This window comes from Emticicia fluvialis (assembly GCF_024793945.1).
Lineage (GTDB): Bacteria > Bacteroidota > Bacteroidia > Cytophagales > Spirosomataceae > Emticicia > Emticicia fluvialis.
In genome coordinates, this window is record NZ_JANUSD010000002.1 from 1 (window position 1) to 18,858 (window position 18,858).

General features: G+C 40.5%; 17 protein-coding genes. 11 read left to right on the forward strand and 6 right to left on the reverse strand.

Annotated elements, in window-relative coordinates; all coding sequences use genetic code 11:
- Positions 1 to 145 precede the first annotated feature (145 nt).
- The 4 genes from NZ848_RS01940 to NZ848_RS01955 all read right to left on the reverse strand — a co-directional run bounded on the left by NZ848_RS01940 (position 146) and on the right by NZ848_RS01955 (position 3,705).
- On the reverse strand, positions 146 to 850 hold the full coding sequence (locus tag NZ848_RS01940; protein ID WP_253533625.1) for a 3-keto-disaccharide hydrolase: 705 nt from the start codon (positions 848 to 850) through the stop codon (positions 146 to 148).
- A gap of 165 nt (positions 851 to 1,015) precedes the next feature.
- Positions 1,016 to 2,068 (reverse strand): sugar phosphate isomerase/epimerase family protein, encoded by a 1,053-nt coding sequence (locus NZ848_RS01945; RefSeq protein ID WP_253533626.1) that lies wholly within the window; start codon positions 2,066 to 2,068, stop codon positions 1,016 to 1,018.
- Positions 2,069 to 2,110: 42 nt separating this feature from the next.
- Positions 2,111 to 2,512 carry a four helix bundle protein gene (locus tag NZ848_RS01950; RefSeq protein WP_253533627.1) on the reverse strand — a complete coding sequence of 134 codons (402 nt, stop codon included), beginning with the start codon at positions 2,510 to 2,512 and terminating at the stop codon, positions 2,111 to 2,113.
- A 44-nt stretch (positions 2,513 to 2,556) separates the two neighbouring features.
- On the reverse strand, positions 2,557 to 3,705 hold the full coding sequence (locus tag NZ848_RS01955) for a Gfo/Idh/MocA family protein (protein WP_253533628.1): 1,149 nt from the start codon (positions 3,703 to 3,705) through the stop codon (positions 2,557 to 2,559).
- Between the two features lie 651 nt (positions 3,706 to 4,356).
- Between NZ848_RS01955 and NZ848_RS01960 the strand changes: the two genes are divergently transcribed.
- The 4 genes from NZ848_RS01960 (at position 4,357) to NZ848_RS01975 (ending at position 9,832) form a co-directional block, all read left to right on the forward strand.
- The gene (locus NZ848_RS01960; RefSeq protein ID WP_259014136.1) at positions 4,357 to 5,712 is read left to right on the forward strand and encodes an MFS transporter; all 1,356 of its coding nucleotides are present in this window, start codon (positions 4,357 to 4,359) and stop codon (positions 5,710 to 5,712) included.
- A gap of 180 nt (positions 5,713 to 5,892) precedes the next feature.
- Positions 5,893 to 6,966, forward strand: coding sequence for a mevalonate kinase family protein (locus NZ848_RS01965; protein ID WP_259014137.1), 1,074 nt, complete (start codon positions 5,893 to 5,895; stop codon positions 6,964 to 6,966).
- A 198-nt stretch (positions 6,967 to 7,164) separates the two neighbouring features.
- Positions 7,165 to 8,304 (forward strand): FIST signal transduction protein, encoded by a 1,140-nt coding sequence (locus tag NZ848_RS01970; RefSeq protein ID WP_259014138.1) that lies wholly within the window; start codon positions 7,165 to 7,167, stop codon positions 8,302 to 8,304.
- Positions 8,305 to 8,308: 4 nt separating this feature from the next.
- On the forward strand, positions 8,309 to 9,832 hold the full coding sequence (locus NZ848_RS01975; protein WP_259014139.1) for an ATP-binding protein: 1,524 nt from the start codon (positions 8,309 to 8,311) through the stop codon (positions 9,830 to 9,832).
- A gap of 47 nt (positions 9,833 to 9,879) precedes the next feature.
- On the opposite strand, the gene NZ848_RS01980 is transcribed toward NZ848_RS01975, so the two are convergent.
- Positions 9,880 to 10,824, reverse strand: a complete 945-nt coding sequence (locus NZ848_RS01980) for an OapA N-terminal domain-containing protein (RefSeq protein WP_259014140.1) — start codon at positions 10,822 to 10,824, stop codon at positions 9,880 to 9,882.
- Positions 10,825 to 11,078: 254 nt separating this feature from the next.
- Between NZ848_RS01980 and NZ848_RS01985 the strand changes: the two genes are divergently transcribed.
- The 5 genes from NZ848_RS01985 to NZ848_RS02005 all read left to right on the forward strand — a co-directional run bounded on the left by NZ848_RS01985 (position 11,079) and on the right by NZ848_RS02005 (position 15,732).
- Positions 11,079 to 12,344: an McrC family protein gene (locus tag NZ848_RS01985; RefSeq protein ID WP_259014141.1), complete on the forward strand. Its 1,266-nt coding sequence runs from the start codon at positions 11,079 to 11,081 to the stop codon at positions 12,342 to 12,344.
- A gap of 76 nt (positions 12,345 to 12,420) precedes the next feature.
- Entirely contained in the window at positions 12,421 to 13,728 is a 1,308-nt protein-coding gene (locus tag NZ848_RS01990) for a gluconate:H+ symporter (RefSeq protein WP_101727524.1), read from the forward strand.
- Positions 13,729 to 13,734: 6 nt separating this feature from the next.
- The gene (locus tag NZ848_RS01995; protein WP_259014142.1) at positions 13,735 to 14,205 is read left to right on the forward strand and encodes a RidA family protein; all 471 of its coding nucleotides are present in this window, start codon (positions 13,735 to 13,737) and stop codon (positions 14,203 to 14,205) included.
- Positions 14,206 to 14,209: 4 nt separating this feature from the next.
- Positions 14,210 to 14,599: an SMU1112c/YaeR family gloxylase I-like metalloprotein gene (gloA2, locus tag NZ848_RS02000; protein WP_253533635.1), complete on the forward strand. Its 390-nt coding sequence runs from the start codon at positions 14,210 to 14,212 to the stop codon at positions 14,597 to 14,599.
- Positions 14,600 to 14,625: 26 nt separating this feature from the next.
- Entirely contained in the window at positions 14,626 to 15,732 is a 1,107-nt protein-coding gene (locus tag NZ848_RS02005; RefSeq protein WP_259014143.1) for a D-TA family PLP-dependent enzyme, read from the forward strand.
- Positions 15,733 to 15,798: 66 nt separating this feature from the next.
- Here the strand turns inward: NZ848_RS02005 and metF are convergent, their stop codons facing one another.
- Complete coding sequence (gene metF, locus NZ848_RS02010) at positions 15,799 to 16,758, reverse strand: methylenetetrahydrofolate reductase [NAD(P)H] (RefSeq protein WP_259014144.1); 960 nt, start codon at positions 16,756 to 16,758, stop codon at positions 15,799 to 15,801.
- Positions 16,759 to 17,014: 256 nt separating this feature from the next.
- On the opposite strand from metF, the gene NZ848_RS02015 reads away from it, so the two are divergent.
- On the forward strand, positions 17,015 to 17,374 hold the full coding sequence (locus NZ848_RS02015) for a hypothetical protein (protein WP_101727529.1): 360 nt from the start codon (positions 17,015 to 17,017) through the stop codon (positions 17,372 to 17,374).
- Positions 17,375 to 17,497: 123 nt separating this feature from the next.
- Entirely contained in the window at positions 17,498 to 18,757 is a 1,260-nt protein-coding gene (gene clpX / locus NZ848_RS02020; protein WP_253533638.1) for an ATP-dependent Clp protease ATP-binding subunit ClpX, read from the forward strand.
- The last annotated feature ends 101 nt before the right edge of the window (positions 18,758 to 18,858 follow it).

Below are 18,858 nucleotides of genomic sequence, written 5' to 3' on the forward strand. Positions count from 1 at the left end.
GTATCTTCATCTTCTCTTTGTGTTGCACCTCTAAGATAACACTTTTTAGAGGAACAAAGAAAAATCCCCGCGTCTTTTTTGACCGGGGATTCCTATTTTTAGACCTTTTTAGACAGCCTCTTTTAAAAGTTGGCCGGTTAATGGCTTATAGCTCTTTTATTTTAATGTTTTTGTACCACACTTTATCGCCGTGGTCTTGGATGGCAATTTTACCTTTGGCAAATTTACCGAAGCCTTCCCACGATTTAAATTTGCTGTTAGCAACCATGCTATCCCAAGCCGGGCCCGACAAATCAAATTCAACGGTTTGTTTGCCATTCAACCAGAAAGTGCCTTTATTGGCTTTGCGGTCAATTCTCATTTTGGCCACGTTCCATTCGCCAGCAGGTTTTACTGCCTCAAATGTAGACGGAGGTATTAAATCATACAACGAACCAGCCTTGTGATTACCGTTTTTACCGGCTTTGGCATCAGAGTGGCGTTGGTCGTCCAATACCTGCATTTCAGGGCCTGTTACATAAGGGCAGCAGTATTTTTTGTCTTCTACCACACCCCACATTATACCGCTGTTGCCACCTTCGGCTATTTTCCACTCTAATTCCAGCTCAAAGCTTTCATATTCTTTATCAGTTACCAGGTCTCCGCCGCCTTTGGCTGTTAATACCATGGCGCCGTCTTCTATTTTCCATTTGTCTGAAACAGGCTCGGTTTTGTTAAAAGCGTGCCAGCCGGTAAAATCTTTTCCATTAAAAATAGATACCCATTTTCCTTTTTTCTGCGCATAAGAGGTAGTTGCGCAAGCCATCATCAGTGTCATCAGGGCAATGCCACCCAATTTAATTTTTTTCATTTAAATATTCGCTTAAGGTTGATTTTGTTTCAAAAGTACATAATAAAACAGGTGCAAACCAAATGAGATAATAATATTATTCATTAAGCTTTTATTTGCAAAAATACTGTTTTAAAAACAATACCGAGGGCGCAAAGCACCCCCGGTATGAGATTTTAAATGCTATTAAATGCCTAATGCCTTACGGTTTACTTTTTCGTCGGCTCCGGTAGCGGCAAAATCATCAAAGGCGCGTGTAGCTACCTGAATGATATGGCTGGCGATGAAAGGTGCGCCTTCTGCGGCACCCTGCTCTGACGATTTAATGCAGCATTCCCATTCAAGTACTGCCCAGCTGTCATAATTGTATTGTGACAACTTGCTGAAAATGCTGGAAAAATCTACCTGGCCATCGCCTAAAGAGCGGAATCGACCGGCGCGGTCTGCCCATCCGGCATAACCACTATAAACACCCTGGCGACCCGATGGATTGAACTCAGCATCTTTTACATGGAATGCCTTGATGCGGTCGTGATATAAATCAATAAATGCCAGGTAATCCAGTTGTTGTAATACAAAGTGGCTTGGGTCATAATTGATACAAGCGCGTTTATGGCCTTTTAGGTAATCAACAAACATTTCGAAAGTTGAACCATCAAAAAGGTCTTCTCCCGGGTGAAGCTCGTAGCAATAATCCACTCCGTTTTCGTCAAAAGCATTCAGGATTGGTTTCCAACGGCGGGCTAGTTCTTTAAAAGCCGTTTCAATCAGACCCGAAGGGCGTTGCGGCCATGGGTAAAGAAATGGCCATGCCAAAGCACCTGAAAAACCTACGTGCGATGTCAGCCCAAGATTCTGAGAAGCCTTGGCTGCCCAAAGTAATTGTTGTTCTGCCCATTTGCGGCGCGCTTTTTCGTTGCCATGTACAGAGGCAGGGGCAAACGCATCATACATGGCATTATAAGCCGGGTGAGAAGCTATCAGCTGGCCTTGCAAGTGGGTTGATAATTCAGTAATGGCAAGACCTTTATCGGCCAGTTTGCCTTTTAGTTCGTCGGCATACGTTTGTGACTCCGCTGCTTTTTGCAGGTCAATCACGCGGCTATCCCAGGTTGGTAACTGAATACCTTTGTAGCCTAAGCCTGCCATGTAGTCGGCAATGGTATCTAATGAGTTAAATGGGGCTTCATCGCCCATGAACTGCGCTAAAAATATGGCTGGTCCTTTGATGGTTTTCATATTTTAAATAATGAATTAGCGAATGGCGAATTAATGAATAAATCAGCCATTCGTATAGGTGTTTTTTCTTGATTTCGATAAAATATGTAATAACTCTTTACTATCTGTAATTAAATTGCTTAGTTTTTCCTGTTTGAAATAATTGAGATCAATCAACATTTCCAGCCAAAAAACAGACTCATCTATTTCTTCTACTACTATGCTTAATTTAGCGAAGAATTCGTTCTGGCTTCGTGCTCTTCTTACAGCCCTGTAATTTGTTGCTGATGAAGTAGAGGAACGGACTAGTTGCTTTCCGATATGTTGGGCGACGAAATCAGTTAAAGGTAAAGCTCTGTAAACTTCGATACATCTTAGAGTAAATGATTTTAATTTCTTTTCAAGCGTTTCTGCGAATTGAAATCTTTCTTCTTCTGAATATTTGGATGCATATCTTTGTTTCATAAATCATTCGCTAATTTACCATTCACTAATTCGCCATTGGCAAATTATCCCTTAAACTTCACCCACTTAGAGTTGCTTTTGCCTGAGGCGATAACGGTTTCTACGAATTGCATACCCCTGATACCATCTTCGATTGTCGGGAAATCAAGTTCGATTTCGGTTGGTGTTTCTCCGTTCATTCTTTTGCGAACCGTGCGGGCAAAATTGCGGTAGATATTGGCAAAAGCTTCGAGGTATCCTTCCGGATGGCCCGATGGAAGACGAATATTGGCCTTAGCCTCCGGGCAAAGATTGCCTACCGAAGGGCGGTAAATCTTTTGGAACTCCTGCGATTTATGAATCAAGCTATTAGGTTCTTGCTGAAACCAGGTTACACTGCCGAGTTCACCGTAAACTCTGATGTTCAGGTTGTTCTCGTCGCCGTTAGCTATCTGGCTGCAATGTAATAATCCTTTGGCTCCACCCTCAAAGTGTAACAACACGTTGGCATCGTCATCAAGCAGGCGGCCTTCCACAAATGTGCTTACATCGGCACACATTTCGGTAATTTTCAGGCCTGTAATATACTCTGCAAGATTTTCAGCATGGGTTCCTATATCTCCTACGGCTCCGGCAATACCCGAACGCTTAGGGTCTGTGCGCCATTCAGCTTGTTTGTATCCGCGTTTTTCTTCCAGAAAAGCCAGCCATCCCTGTGGATATTCCACTACTACCTTACGGATTTTACCCAGTGCACCGCTTTGAACCAAATGGCGTGCCTGTTTTACCATGGGGTAGCCGGTGTAGTTGTGCGTAAGCGCAAAGGTCAATCCGGTTTTTTCAACAATGTCTTTCAGTTTCTTTGCTTCCGGTAGTGTAAATGTTACAGGTTTGTCGCAAATAACATGAAACCCATTCTCAAGGGCCATTTTTGCAGGCGCAAAGTGCATGTGGTTAGGAGTAACGATAGACACAGCATCCATGCGGTCTTTGCGGCGTTTCTCTTTCTGAATCATTTCTTTGAAATCGCCATAGCATCTTTCAGGTGCCAGCATCAGGTCTTCTCCTGACGCCTTTGATTTCTCTGCTGTAGAGCTGAATGCCCCGCATACTAATTCAATTTCGCCATCAATGGCTGCAGCAGTGCGGTGAACGGCACCAATAAACGCACCACGACCACCACCAACCATTCCCATTCGGATTTTTCGTTGCATATTGTAAACTAGTGGGTTGAAATTTTAAATGAAACCATTATATAAATCATCATTTTTCTGTAAGTTAATTTGGAAAAACGATTTCGGAATTAAAAAATTGATTATTATTGTCTCAAATTGTGACAAAGTGATTTTATTGTATCAGAATTTAATTTTTTTGCTTCAGTTAAATTTGTTTCAGTATTAAAAACGCTTTGCAGCCTCATTAAAGGCCAAAATTTTCTTAAAAATCTGAAATATTTATCATGGTGTAAAATAAAAGCGTTTAATCTGATTTTACAATTAAGATTTCCTTTTATTTCTTTAATTTTCGGCTGTTTTTAAAGAAAATAAGCCTCAATTAGCAGAAAAAAATGGTTATTATTATGGATATTCCATTAATCGTAGGCAGAAATGGTCAGTTCATCGCATAATTACTACATTGTTATTTATCTGGTTTTTTTAACAGTTTGTCTGAATTTTATCTAGTCTTAATTAAACAGATTATTATTAGATATAGATGCGAATTTCATTTGCTTAGAATTACGTTTCAAATAGCCCTATAATTGTAAAGATTACAATTATTAATATCATTTTCTTTTGAAACAATGCAAAAAAAGCTACTTTTACGCTCATAAAAATTTATTAAACCCTAAAAAACTACAAACTCTTATGGTTAATCAGTCGCGTTTATTTCTAGGGAGCTGTTTCGCCTTGATTACTACAGCTTTTTCATTCAGTATTCGTGCAGGTATTCTTAAACAATTAGGGGCAGAATATGGCTTTTCAAACGAACAGCTAGGTACCATAAATCAGATGTGGTTCTTGGGCTTCCCCATCTCAATGATTGTAGGCGGATTAATTTACCAGGCAATTGGTGGTAAAAAAATTATGCAGTTTGCTTTTCTTTCACACACTTTAGGCATTTTGCTTACTATTTATTCTGGAGGCAGCTATGCCGTATTATTGGTTTCAACGCTTTTTATTGGTTTGGGCAATGGCTGTACTGAGGCCGCTTGTAACCCGATGATTGCTGACGCGTATGAAGGTAACAAAATGAGTACCATGCTTAACCGTTTCCACATGTGGTTCCCTGGCGGTATCGTAATAGGTTCTTTGATTTCAAAATTCATGACTGACGCAGCACTACCTTGGCAGTCACAGATTTGGATTATTATGATTCCGACAATAATATATGCCTTTTTGTTTTGGGGCCAGTTATTCCCGCAATCTAAAACCATACAAGGCTCAAATAAATCAGCAAATTATAAAGTAAGTATTCCCTTCTTATCAATTGCCGTTTTGTTTTTCATCCTGTATTCGTTTTCCGATTCATTGGGCATTAGCAATTTGGCAGGTAGTTCAACATCCTTTATTTTATTTTCTGTTGCAATTGTAACTTTGCTAATAGGGGTTTATTCATTATTCGGAGGCCTCTTTTTGTTTATGTTTGTTTGTATGGCACTTACATCAATCTCAGAATTTGGCCCAGGACAATGGATTGATTTGATTTTGGGTAGTAGTGGAGCCAATCCAATGATTTTATTAGCTTTAACTACTGGTACAATGGCCATTGCAAGATTTTTTGCAGGTTCTATCGTTCATAGATTTGACCAGACAGGTGTTTTATTAGGTTCAGCAGTATTGGCAGCTATCGGGCTTTACTTGTACAGCTCATTGACTGGAGATATTTTGTATGTAGTAGCTATTGTTTATGCCTGTGGTATTGCATTTTTCTGGCCAAATATGGTTGGCTTTATTGCCGATAAAATTCCGCAGAGTGGCGCTCTGGGTATGTCAGTAATTGGTGGTATTGGTATGTTTTCAAGCTCACTTTTTCAGCCAATTATTGGCCGCTGGATTGACGAGGCACATACACAAAAAGCAGCTGAAGGCTTAACTGGCAATGCACTTGAGCTTGCTGCTGGTCAAGCCACTCTTAGCACCATGGTGTTATTCCCACTTATACTTATTGTTGCATTTATAGGTTTATTTTTCTATATGAAAAACAGAAAAAAGATTGCTTAATTTAAGCATTGATCAACATATTTTCAGGAAAGCCTTGTTAATTCGTTTAACAAGGCTTTTTTGTTATTTTTGCTGCCAATTCAATTTTAACCTGGCTTATAAAGCAACCGGCTTTGAGTTTTCTTGCGTATTATGTAACGAAACCGCCAAAGGGTTGCCTATGCTTCAATACTATTAACAATGCTAACTATTTCTACCCCGGGCAGGATTTGCCTTTTCGGCGAACATCAGGATTACCTCGGTCTTCCCGTTATTGCCGCTGCAATTTCACGCAGAGTACAGATGACAGGTCAACATCGCAGCGATAACAAAATCATTATACATCTGCCGGATATCGGCTCTGAATTGCAGATGGAAGTTTCTACAACCAGAATGCCGTATCAGGAAAAACGAGATTATTTCAGAAGTGGTTATAACGTTTTGATTGACAAAGGGCTGAAGTTCTCTAAAGGCATAGAGTGTACAGTAAATGGTAATATACCTATCAATTCGGGTACCTCCAGTTCGTCGGCACTTTTGGTTACCTGGATTCATTTCCTGTCTAAGATGGCAGATAATCCAAATCAGTTTACGTTGCAGGAACTCGGAGAACTGGCCTACACTGCCGAGATTGTAGAGTTTAACGAACCCGGAGGTATGATGGATCAGTTATCTACTGCCATAGGTAATGCAGTTTACCTTCAGTTTGAACCCAAAGTAGTTGTAAGAGAGTTAAAACCGGATCTGGGTACTTTCGTATTGGCCGATTCGTTAGAGCCGAAAGACACCATTGGTGTTTTAAAGCGGGCCAAGTTTGCCAGGTTAGACCTCATACAGAAAATCAGGCAGACTCTTCCTTCATTTTCTTTGCATGATTTCAATACCTCCGGTCAGGAAGACCTCAAAAAGCTGTTAACGAACGATGAGTATGCCTTGCTGGGAGGTACATTGCGTAACAGAGATATTTTAAGAGAAGCGCTGGCATTATTTGAGTCGGGTGCAATGTCCAACGAGAAACTCGGGCAATTACTGACAGAGCATCATGGTATATTAAGAGACTTACTGCAGATTTCAACGCCTAAAATTGAGGCAATGATGGCGGCAGCTTTAGCGGCAGGGGCTTTGGGCGGTAAGATTAATGGCTCAGGCGGTGGCGGATGTATGTTCGTATATGCACCAGATGAACCAGAGAAAGTGGCAGACGCTATTAATGCAGTAGGAGGTAGAAGCTATATAATAAGAATTGACCGCGGAACTACAGCTCATATTTCATGAAATGATAAGAATCATAAAAGCCTATGATTTTTTTCTTCAAAATGTGCTTATTATATCCGTTTAATAATTATTTTTGTTTTCAAATTGTTGCTTTGCCTGGTTTTAAGGTACACCTCATCTGCAGAACTTGCCATTTTAGATTAGAATTATTGAATTTCAATATAGTTTTTCCCTAACTATCCTGGAACATAATAACCAATGAAAATACGTCAGACAAAGTTTGTTGATAATACCTGGAAAGAAATTTTGAAGCAGGAGGGTTTTTCAAATCAGAAAGCCGGGCTTGTTCTTGCATTTGGCGAAAGAAAACTGTTAGATAGTTATAATGCTTTCTCTTTTCTTCAACAGGAGTTTCCGGCTGCAGAAATAATAATTAATTCAACATCAGGTGAAATCTACGAAAACAGTGTTCATGATGATACAATCGTTGTAACTGCTATTGAATTTGAAAAAACCAGGGTAAAAACCGTAAAAATTGATATTGCAGACCATACCGAAAGTTTTAAGGCCGGCGAGACCATTGCACAACGTCTGAAAGAAGATGACCTGGCCGCTATTATTGTGATTTCGGATGGGGGCAAGGTAAACGGTAGCAAGTTAATTGAAGCCTTAAATCTGGCGGTTGATACGGGCGTTTCTATTTCAGGAGGCCTGGCCGGAGACGCAGGCAGGTTTGAAAAAACACTGGTAGGTCTAAACGAAAAACCAACTGAAGGCAGAATTGTAGGTATTGGCCTGTATGGTAAAGACCTGAAAGTTGGGCATGGAACAAAAGGCGGCTGGGATGTATTTGGCCCCGAAAGAGAAGTTACAGAGTCTGAATATAACGTCTTATATAAAATCGGAGAGAGCGCAGCTCTTGACTTGTACAAAGATTACCTGGGCAAGTATGCTAAAGATTTACCAGGTGCAGCACTGCTGTTTCCGTTATCGATTCGGGTAAAACCCGACTCTGAGCCTATTGTAAGAACCATTCTTACCATAGATGAAGAAAAGAAAAGTATGACATTTGCCGGCGAATTACCCAAAGGCGCTATGGTTAGGTTCATGAAGGCCAATTTTGACCATCTGGTTGATGCATCCGCTTCTGCTGCGCAATCGTCAGTTAAAAGCATCGGTAACAAACCTGAATTGGCTCTTTTGATTAGTTGCGTAGGCCGTAAATTGGTATTGGGACAAAGAATTGATGAAGAGGTAGAAGCAGCCAGAGATATTTTTGGCGACACAACCGTTGTTACGGGCTTTTATTCTTACGGAGAAATTTCGCCGTTGACACCCAATGCGCAATGCGAATTGCATAATCAAACCATGACCATTACCACTTTTTCAGAAAATTAATAGAATGGAGTTGGATAATATACATAGACTGCTAGCGAAACAGATAAAAAAACATTTGTCAGACGATTGTCTGAAGCACTCCGCCTTTCAGAATTTCATAAATGCTGTTAATGATTCATATCATGGTTTTGACAGAGATAAAGAACTTTCAGAACACTCGGCACTGCTCAACGAAAAAGAGTTCTATGAAATTAATCAAAAACTGAAAAATGAGATTCTTCAAAGAAAAGAATCGGTTCAGAAATTGATTGAAGCCATTAATTTGCTTGAAACCCCGGAAAGCGACGCATCAAAGATTGACGACAATAATTTATCGTCGCTGGTTGACCTCCTCCAAAGACAGATTCATATCAGAAAACATATTGAGGCCGAATTAATTAATGCAAAAGAAGTGGCCGAAACTGCCACGCAGGCAAAATCGGAGTTTTTGTCGATGATGAGTCATGAAATCAGAACTCCGCTGAATGCCATTATCGGGCTCACCTACCTGATGCAACAGGAAGAGCAGACTCCGTCTGTAATGGAAAACCTGAAAACCTTACAGTTTTCAGCCGAAAATTTACACTTGCTCATTAACGATATTCTCGATTTCAGCAAAATTGAAGCAGGTAAGGTAGATTTAGAAGAAATGCCTTTTGATTTGAAACTGCTGGTATCAAACATCAAAAAAGCCAATCAGGTAAAGGCTGAAGAAAAAGGCAACAAAATAAAACTGATGCTGGATGATGATATACCGGCCACGTTAATCGGCGATTCGTTAAGAATAGGGCAGGTATTGACCAATCTGGTGTCAAATGCCGTAAAGTTTACCTTGAATGGCAGTGTAACCATTGAGGTTTCGGTGGTAAAAAAAGACGAAGAAAAAGCAAGCATCTATTTCTCTGTAACAGATACGGGCATCGGTATTCCGCTAGATAAACAGAAACTGATTTTTGAGCGATTCGCACAGGCCAACTCAGAAACCACCCGCAAATTTGGTGGAACGGGTCTGGGGCTGGTAATCAGTAAAAAGCTGGTGCAGTTGCACAACAGCGACATTAATCTGGAAAGTGAGGTAGGCAAAGGAACCAAATTCTGGTTTACAATTGACTTGCGTATTGGTACTACGCTTAAGCAGCAGATAACATCTGCACTGACAGAAGATGACAACGATGTAAGTCTGGAAGGCGTGAAACTCTTACTGGTTGACGATTACTTTGTGAATATCAGGGTAGCTTCTAAATTCCTTGAGAAATGGAAAGTGACATTTGATACTGCTGAAAACGGCCTTGTTGCGCTAGATAAATTCAAAAACAATGAATATGACCTCATTCTGATGGATATTCTGATGCCTGAAATGGACGGCTACACTGCCGCAGAGAAAATAAGAGAAACAGGTACAGAAATTCCTATTATTGCCCTTACGGCCTCTGCCACCATGAATAATCAGGACAGGGCGTTTTCGGTAGGTATGAACGATTACGTAACGAAGCCGTTCAACCCGAAAGAGCTTTATCATAAAATAGCAAAATATAGCGGCAGAATTTAATCTGCCGCTTTTTTATAATTTCATTGCGCCGTATCTAAAACCTACCTCTACTCAACCCTTTTTTCATAAGTAAATATAGTTGTTATATCATCTTCCTTAGTGTCAAGCTGATTTATAATACTTTTCTTAACAATTTTATATTTTTTGGTGAAGTATATAGTTGAATTATCATCTCCCGACTTTGATTTCCCTTCTATTTTTAAAGGCGCTAAATAAAGTTCTCCGTTTAAATGACCACTATAGCCATAAACCACCATATTTGGGAGCTTTACCACACTCTCTAAAGTTAAATGGTTGGAGTAAAGTGTGCTCCCTTCAGAAGTTTCTGCTTGCCATCTATAGCTGGTACGGTCCAGAAATTTTAAAAGTTCTGTATCGTTATATTTAAAGATGCTATCTATGTCAGTGGGCATTATGTCCCTGTTGGGTCTTTTCAGATATTTGCTGACATTTTCGCCTATGAGCACTCTTACCATATCTACGTGTGAGGGTAAATATAAGATGTCTACTGTCTGATCTTTATATACATTATTAAAAACATCAGATTTAACAGGTACAACGGTATGATATTTAGTGCCACTTTTAAGTTTATATGATAATTGTAAATCATAATACTTTGGTTTTCTACCACCAGTTATACTCTTACCATCTGTAACTATCGCATCTTTTACGAGAATTCCTGTGTTTCTAAAGGCAGAGTCTATCCTGTACCTACACCAGAATGAAAATAGTAAACCTGTGCCAACCACTGAGAGTATAACAATTACAATAAAAAAGTCACTTTCGGGTGGCAAAGTCTCTTCTTCATCCTCATTAATAGAGTAAAGCATACGCCTTATACCAGTTGGTATCATATATCCTAAAGTTATCCCGATAGGGATAGAGGTTATATAGGGGTAAAACTCATACAAGTAAATAGGGGGAAATATCAGTATTAAAAGAAGTAAGCTAACAGCGATTATAAGACGCTTGTATTTTTTAGGTAATTGCATAAATTGTTATAGAGTTTAGGGTACCTTTAAAAGAGGATGCGATATCTGTATTAATTGGCAGGATGAGCCATCAGCAAAACTTTCGTCAATATACGGAGTAGGCTTTGTAAAAAAAAGATTACTTATCTATAAACTCTTTTTATAAATCTTTATGTAATATGAGAAGCAAAAAGCGACGAAGTAATTCAGTTTAACTGTAAATTGCCAACTATTTTGTAAATTAGTGGCACAGAGGCCATTTTGAAGGATAAATTGTGACACAAACCATTGTTATTGCAGAGTTTGGGGTAATCAGAAAAGCAAGTGATTTTCACTTGCCGGTTGATTCCTTTTCTGAGGTTTTTGTGTCTGATAAGGTATTTCTCCAGATAAAATCCTTTGTTTTCTCCTACGCCAACGATCTCCTTTTTACTTATGCTGCCCAGCGAGGTAAAGAACAATTGCGGGTGAAAAACTATGTGGGGCTTATTCCCATATCAGAGTCTGTTCAGATAGAAATTCTTCCGAAAACCGCGGCCGGTTCAACCAAAGAATCCCGGCAGATATTGTTAAAAATGCTCCAAAGGATACCGTCTTATCAGGTATTGTCTAAAGCACACGTAGCGGCCAGTCATTTGCCTTTGCTTGAAATCTATGCAGTGGTTTTTCTGGACGAACTGGAGAAACTCTTGCGAACAGGGCTGGGTAGAAAATACGAAAAAACAGAAACCAACGAAGCTTTCATTAAGGGCAAAGTATTGATTGCGAAAAACATGAGGCAAAACCTGATGAAACAGCACACATTCTATGTGTCTTACGATGATTTTGTTGATAATATACCACAGAACAGAATCCTGAAAACCTGCTTGTTCCGCTTGAAAGCTATGGCTTTTAGTAGCCTTACCAGACAAAGAATCTGGCAGAATCTTTCAGTTTTTGAAGGTATCAACTTGTCAGATAACCTGCACCGCGACTTTATTAAAAGCCATGTGCCGAACCCTCATTTTGAGCGGTACCAGCATTTGTTGCAGTGGGCAGGGGTTTTGTTAGCAAGGCAGTCATTTCTGCCTTTTTCAGGCAATTATAACCAGCTATCATTGTTGTTTCCTATGGAAGTGCTGTTTGAGAACTACATCGGTAGCTTATTCTGTAAATATATTCCGCTTACTTACCGGGTGAAGCTACAAGACAGACGCAAGCATCTGGTAATGAAGCACAAAGAAAATGCGAGGTTCAGGCTGATACCCGACATTGTGATTGAAAACGAAGCAGGCGAAGCAATGATTTTTGATACCAAGTGGAAGCTGATTGATGCTTCAAAAAATAAACAGAATTATGGCATAGAGCAGGCAGATTTATATCAGATGTACGCCTACGGCAAAAAATACAATGCCCGGAAACTCTTTCTTATTTACCCGGCCAACGAAAATTTCAGAGAACCACTGGAGGTATTTGACTACGATGAAGACCTGGTACTGCACGTAATACCTTTCAACTTAATGAATGTTGGAAGCGACGAAGTAAGGAAACTTATGCTATAATAAGTTATTGGTACACAGGTGCTTTTAAACCAGAATTTTAATATCTTGCAATGAAACAATCAACCTAATTTGAACGATGCCTATTTTACTTACCTTGCTGGCTATCATTGCTCTTGTGGTTCTGGTAGCTTTCGTAAAGCTTGACACCTTCATTTCATTTATATTAATAGCTATTTCACTGGGTTTGGCAACAGGCATGAATGTGCCAGCCATTGGTAAAGCAATTCAGACGGGTATTGGCGGTACGCTGGGAGAGCTTATTTTGATTATCGGCTTTGGTGCCATGCTGGGTAAGCTGGTGGCAGAAAGTGGAGCAGCCCAACGCATAACCGATACACTTATTAGCATTTTTGGTAAAAAGTACCTGCAATGGGGTTTGGCACTGGCAGGGTTTATTATCGGTATTCCTTTGTTCTATAATGCAGGTTTTATTATTGTAATACCTCTTATCTTTTCCATAGCGGCTTCAACCAAAATGCCGATTTTATATGTGGGTATTCCTATGCTTTCGGCTTTGTCAGTAGCACATGGTTATCTACCCCCGCACCCTTCACCGGCGGCTATTGCATCTCAATTGAACGCCAATGTAGGGCAGACCCTTATTTATGGTATTATTGTGGCTATTCCGGCCATTGCTATAGCCGGACCGATTTTTGGACGTACACTAAAAAAGTATAAACCTGAGATTGATACCACTTTATTCAGCCTGAAACCCGTACCTAAAGAAAAACAACCCAGTTTGTTTGAAAGTCTTGTAGTGGCACTGATGCCTGTTTTCTTACTGACCTTAACCTCGTTCATTAAAGGCTTTGCCCCCAACAACCAGATAGTACTCTTAATAGCTGAGCCTTATGTGGGTATGTTACTATCCTTATTATTGGCCATGTATTTGCTGGGTATTAAACAAGGCCATAGTATAAAAGTAGTAAGTAAGCAACTGGAAGAAGCTTTTAAAAGCTGTGCTGGAATATTACTCATCATAGCCGGTGCTGGCGCTTTGAAACAGATACTGAAAGACAGTGGTACCAGCGATTACATTGGCGCACAATTACAAGGTTTTGATATTAACCCTTTGATATTGGGCTGGACAATCGCGGCCGTATTACGCCTTTGTGTGGGGTCTGCTACGGTAGCCGGGTTAACGGCAGTAGGTATATTGGCTCCGCTGATTCAGAACCAGACAGGTGTAAAGCCCGAGCTGATGGTGCTTTCTATTGGTGCGGGAAGTTTGCTGTTTTCGCATCTCAATGATGGGGGCTTCTGGCTTTTTAAAGAATACTTCAATTTATCAATAAAAGATACTATCAAAACCTGGTCGGTTATGGAAACCATCGTGTCGGTAGTAGGCTTACTAGGCGTATTAATTTTAAATCTTTTTGTATAAAACAGTATGAGGACACCCGAAGAAAATCTGGCAAGACTGAATGTGGAATTACCACCACCACCTGCGCCAAAAGGCGTTTATAAACCTGCTTTAATAGTTGATAATTTTATATATGTGTCTGGGCATGGCCCGGTTCAAACAAACGGCACACTTATTTTTGGTCGCGTTGGTGAAGATGTAGACATTGAAGGCGGCAAATTGGCGGCACGCCAGGTAGGGCTTACCATTCTGGCTACATTGAAAACTGCTTTAGGCAGCCTTAATAAAATTAAAAGGGTAGTGAAAATATTAGGCATGGTTAATTGTACCAGCGATTTCGGAAGTCACCCGTATGTAATCAATGGTTGCAGCGAATTGTTTGCCGATATTTGGGGTACTGAAAACGGCATAGGTGTACGCTCGGCAGTTGGAATGGGCTCATTGCCTGAAAATATTCCGGTTGAAATTGAAGTCATTTTTGAGTTAAATCAAGATTAATAAAATGCTTACTATCAATAAAGTTCATCACATTGCTATTATCTGTTCTGACTACGAGGTATCGAAGCATTTCTATACCGAAGTTTTAGGCTTGAAAATCGTTCAGGAAATTTATCGGGAAGCCCGGCAGTCATACAAACTTGACCTGGCCATTGGCCATAATTATGTAATTGAATTATTCTCGTTCCCAAGTTCACCGCCCCGGCCGTCTCGTCCTGAGTCTTGCGGTTTAAGACACCTGGCTTTTGAAGTGCCGAGTGTTGAAGAAGCAAAAGCGGCCTTAGAACAAAAAGGTGTTGCGGTTGAACCCATCAGAATTGATGAACACACTGGTAAAAAGTTTGCTTTCTTTGCCGACCCCGATGATTTACCACTTGAGATATACGAGCAATAATACTCATTGCCAATAAAAAATAAACTATGGATTGGTACAAAGTGAACAATGAGGGAGAATTGGATTCTCCCTCATTGTTGATATATAAAGAACGTGTTCAGGAGAACATCCGGAAAATGATAGACATTGCCGGTAATGCCGACCGCCTGTTTACACACGTGAAAACCAACAAAATGCCCGAGATTGTAAAATTGATGATAGCGCAGGGTATCAGTAAGTTTAAATGTGCTACCATTGCCGAAGCAGAAATAACCGCTATGGCAGGTGCCGGAATGGTAGTAATTGCCCACCAGTTGGTTGGCCCTAAAATCGGGCGATTAGTGCAGTTGAGCCGCTTGTATCCTGATGTGGTTTTTGCGTCTTTAATAGATTCGTTAGATGTGGCAAAACAACACAATGAAGTATTTGGAGAAGCAGGGCTGGTATCAAACGTATTTCTGGATGTGAACAATGGTATGGATAGGTCCGGGCATTTGCTGGATGACAAAATTCTCGACTTGTATACGTTTCTGGCTTCGCAACCCAACATAAAACTGCTCGGCTTGCATATTTATGATGGTCACCTCCGGGCAGATGATTTTGAAGAACGCAAGCATGAAATCGATGCAGGTTTTGTAGATGTAAAACACTTTCTGGAGGCCATTGAAGAGAAGGGGCTACCCCAGCCAATGGTTATAGCGGGGGGTACTCCGGCCTTTACTTCACATGCTTTGCGTGCCGAAACCTTTTGCAGCCCGGGTACTTGTGTGTTGTGGGACTGGGGCTATGGCGATAAACTAACCGAGCAGCCTTTTGAATACGCCGCGCTTGTGCTTACAAGGGTGATTTCTAAACCACAAAAAGGCATTATAACTGTCGATTTGGGGCATAAGGCCATATCTGCCGAAAACCCTATTGATAAACGTGTCAGATTCTTGAATCTGACAGATTACGAGCTGACAGGCCAAAGCGAAGAACACGGCGTTCTGAAAGTAAAAAACTGGGATTCTATAAAAGTAGGTGATGTGCTGTATGGCGTTCCGTATCATGTTTGCCCGACTGTGAACCTGTACGATGAAGCCTATGTGGTGGTAAACCATCAGGTAAATGATGTCTGGCAGGTGCTGGGCAGACGCAGAAAAGTAACTGTTTAAACTCAGCAGCACATAAATAAAGAGTGGGCCGTTTCAATGCTGCCCACTCTTTATTGTTTTGGTATATCAGAAAATCTGCCTTGCCACTGCTAAAGTTGTGTCAGATTTGCTCATGGTATAAAAGTGCAGCGCAGGTACACCGAAATTCATCAACTCACGGCATTGTTGGGTACACCACTCAATCCCTATTTGTTTGGCTTGTTTATCGTTCTCGCAGGCTGCTATTTCTTTTCTGAACGCCTCGGGCATATCAAGAAAAAACAACTTCGGCAATACATCTAATTGCTTTTTGGTAGATAATACCTTCAAGCCAGGTATAATAGGGATAGTAATACCTTCTGCACGGCAGCGATTTACAAAGTCAAAATATTTCTGGTTATCAAAAAACATCTGGGTAACCACGTAGTCAGCGCCTGCGGCTATCTTACGCTTCAGATTTTCAATGTCTTGTTCCAGCGTCTCGGCCTCAAAGTGTTTTTCGGGGTAAGCTGCCACACCAATACAGAAACTGCTGGCGCTCAGGTATTCAGACTCGTCATGCAGGTACTTCCCCTGATTCATGTCTTTAATTTGTGTTACCAGTTCATTGGCATACAAGTGGCCATCTTCCTTGGCAATAAATGAGGTATATGGTTTAGCAAAATCACCTCTCAAAGCCAGTACGTTTTCAATGCCCAGGTAATTAAGGTCTATCAGCAGATCTTCGGTTTCATCTTTACTGAACCCCCCACATAATACATGAGGCACGGGGTCAATATTGAACTTGTGCATAATAGAAGCACAAATACCTACGGTGCCGGGTCTTTTACGAACTTTTATTTCCTTAAGTTGTCCGTCCGGCTGAGGCTTGAAAATATATTCTTCCCTGTGGTAGGTAACGTCAATAAACGGTGGCTTCAGTTCCATCATTGGCTCAATTGATTTCAGCAAATCATCAATATTGCTGCCTTTTACCGGCGGAATGATTTCAATTGAAAAAACGGGTTTGTCCGTTGCGTTGTATAAATGTTCTATTACCTTAGCCATTGTTCTTGAATTGAGAATATATCTTTTATTTAAGGCAAAAATAGATATATTATTTATTGAAACAAATTTTTTCAGTTAAATTATCTTTATTGGGTGTAGTTGGTAGTTTTTATATCGTATTTGTATGTTAATTCTCATGGTAAGTGCAATTTTAATTAAAAGCTAAACAGGTTTTGTTTCTGATGTTTAGCAAAATAAGTATCTTGCAATGCTAATTTTATATTTTTTACAATTTTCAAAAACTAATTTTTTTAAGATGAAAAGACTATTAACACTACTGATTGTTGGCATTTTTGCCATTTCTTTTGATGTTTCTGCACAAACAACTACAACCGCTGCTGCGCTTGACACCGTGGCGGCCAAAAGTTATGTAGGTAAATATAAAATGAAAGATGCTCCTTTTGAAGAAATAATTGTAACGTTGAAAGACGGTAAGCTCATTGGTGAAGCCGTTGGGCAAGGCGTGGCAGACCTGGCGCCTACCAAAGAACCTGATGTATTTGAAGTAGTTGGCTACGATGGAAAACTGGAGTTTGTTAAAAATGACTCAAAAATAGTGACCAAAATAAAGCTGACTATTCAGGGGTCTACATTGGAGGGAGATAAACAGCCCTGAGTGAAATTTTAAATGCCATACTTACGTTAAAGCCTGAGAGCCATTTCTATGGTCTCAGGCTTTTTAATTACATACTCAAACATTTTTCTTATTTTTGTGGATAAATAAGACAAAGGATACTCAATGGAATATGGACAGCAACCTTATTGCTCTTTCTGCGGTAGAGGAAAAAGCGAAGTTGAACTCTTAATATCTGGCACCGAAGCCAATATCTGCAATTTTTGTGTAGAGCAGGGGCACCAGCTTGTGCAACAGGAATTGCACGGAGTTGTGAAGAAAGAAAAGAAAAAGAAGTCAGCAGACTCGCCTAAATTTGACCTCAAGCCCCCCATAGAACTGAAAAAGCATCTTGACCAGTACGTAATTGGGCAGGATGAAGCCAAAAAGGTTTTAAGCGTAGCGGTTTATAATCATTATAAACGCCTGATGCAAAACAGGCGTGACGATGATGTAATGATTGAGAAGTCGAACATAATTATGGTAGGAGAGACCGGAACCGGCAAGACCTACCTGGCACGTAATATTGCCAAAGTATTACAGGTACCTTTTGCCATTGCTGACGCCACTGTGTTAACCGAGGCAGGTTATGTGGGCGAAGACGTAGAAAGTATTTTGAGCAGACTTTTACAGGCCGCCGATTATAACGTTGAATTGGCTGAAAGAGGAATAGTTTATATTGATGAGATTGATAAAATAGCCCGTAAAAGTGACAACCCGTCTATAACGCGTGATGTAAGCGGTGAAGGTGTGCAACAGGGTTTGCTGAAATTGCTGGAAGGCTCAGTTGTAAGTGTTCCGCCGGAAGGTGGAAGAAAGCACCCGGAGCAAAAGATGGTGCAGATAAACACCGAAAACATATTGTTTATCTGCGGCGGGGCTTTCGATGGTATAGACCGCCACATAGCCAAGCGTATTAATACCCACCCGATTGGGTTCTCTAATGATGCCAAACGCCTGGAATTGCTGGAAAGCACCAGCTTGTTGCGTTTCGTTACGCAACAGGATTTAAAATCTTTTGGTCTTATACCTGAATTGATTGGTCGTTTGCCTTTGTTGACTTATCTGAATCCGCTTGACAAGGACGCCTTGAGCCGTATCCTGATAGAGCCTAAAAATGCACTGACCAAGCAATATAAGAAGCTTTTTGCTATGGAAGATGTAGCCCTTGAGTTTGCACCGGACGCCCTGGATTACATTGTAGGGAAAGCCATGGAATACAAGCTGGGAGCTAGAGGATTACGCTCTATCTGTGAGGCAATCATGACAGACATCATGTTTGAGATTCCGTCAAACAAAGAGGTAAAGAACTTCACAATTACGCTAGAATACGCACAAAATAAATTTGAGCGCTCGGCGTTCTATCAATTGAAACTGGTAGCGTAATTTTTGGGATATTTCATCAAACCCTGTAAAGCCGGTCAATAAGCTTTACAGGGTTTTTTGATGCCCGGTATTTTGGCTGCCTCTACCCTGATATTTTTCTT

Bases quoted from the DNA above. Each gene is read 5' to 3' on its own strand.
- NZ848_RS01970 (WP_259014138.1), top strand. From the start codon at position 7,165: ATGAAAATACGTCAGACAAAGTTTGTTGATAATACCTGGAAAGAAATT.
- gloA2 (WP_253533635.1), top strand. From the start codon at position 14,210: ATGCTTACTATCAATAAAGTTCATCACATTGCTATTATCTGTTCTGAC.
- NZ848_RS01955 (WP_253533628.1), bottom strand. From the start codon at position 3,705: ATGCAACGAAAAATCCGAATGGGAATGGTTGGTGGTGGTCGTGGTGCG.
- NZ848_RS02005 (WP_259014143.1), top strand. From the start codon at position 14,626: ATGGATTGGTACAAAGTGAACAATGAGGGAGAATTGGATTCTCCCTCA.
- metF (WP_259014144.1), bottom strand. From the start codon at position 16,758: ATGGCTAAGGTAATAGAACATTTATACAACGCAACGGACAAACCCGTT.
- NZ848_RS01990 (WP_101727524.1), top strand. From the start codon at position 12,421: ATGCCTATTTTACTTACCTTGCTGGCTATCATTGCTCTTGTGGTTCTG.
- NZ848_RS01960 (WP_259014136.1), top strand. From the start codon at position 4,357: ATGGTTAATCAGTCGCGTTTATTTCTAGGGAGCTGTTTCGCCTTGATT.
- NZ848_RS02015 (WP_101727529.1), top strand. From the start codon at position 17,015: ATGAAAAGACTATTAACACTACTGATTGTTGGCATTTTTGCCATTTCT.
- NZ848_RS01945 (WP_253533626.1), bottom strand. From the start codon at position 2,068: ATGAAAACCATCAAAGGACCAGCCATATTTTTAGCGCAGTTCATGGGC.
- clpX (WP_253533638.1), top strand. From the start codon at position 17,498: ATGGAATATGGACAGCAACCTTATTGCTCTTTCTGCGGTAGAGGAAAA.
- NZ848_RS01975 (WP_259014139.1), top strand. From the start codon at position 8,309: ATGGAGTTGGATAATATACATAGACTGCTAGCGAAACAGATAAAAAAA.
- NZ848_RS01980 (WP_259014140.1), bottom strand. From the start codon at position 10,824: ATGCAATTACCTAAAAAATACAAGCGTCTTATAATCGCTGTTAGCTTA.
- NZ848_RS01950 (WP_253533627.1), bottom strand. From the start codon at position 2,512: ATGAAACAAAGATATGCATCCAAATATTCAGAAGAAGAAAGATTTCAA.
- NZ848_RS01995 (WP_259014142.1), top strand. From the start codon at position 13,735: ATGAGGACACCCGAAGAAAATCTGGCAAGACTGAATGTGGAATTACCA.
- NZ848_RS01965 (WP_259014137.1), top strand. From the start codon at position 5,893: ATGCTAACTATTTCTACCCCGGGCAGGATTTGCCTTTTCGGCGAACAT.
- NZ848_RS01940 (WP_253533625.1), bottom strand. From the start codon at position 850: ATGAAAAAAATTAAATTGGGTGGCATTGCCCTGATGACACTGATGATG.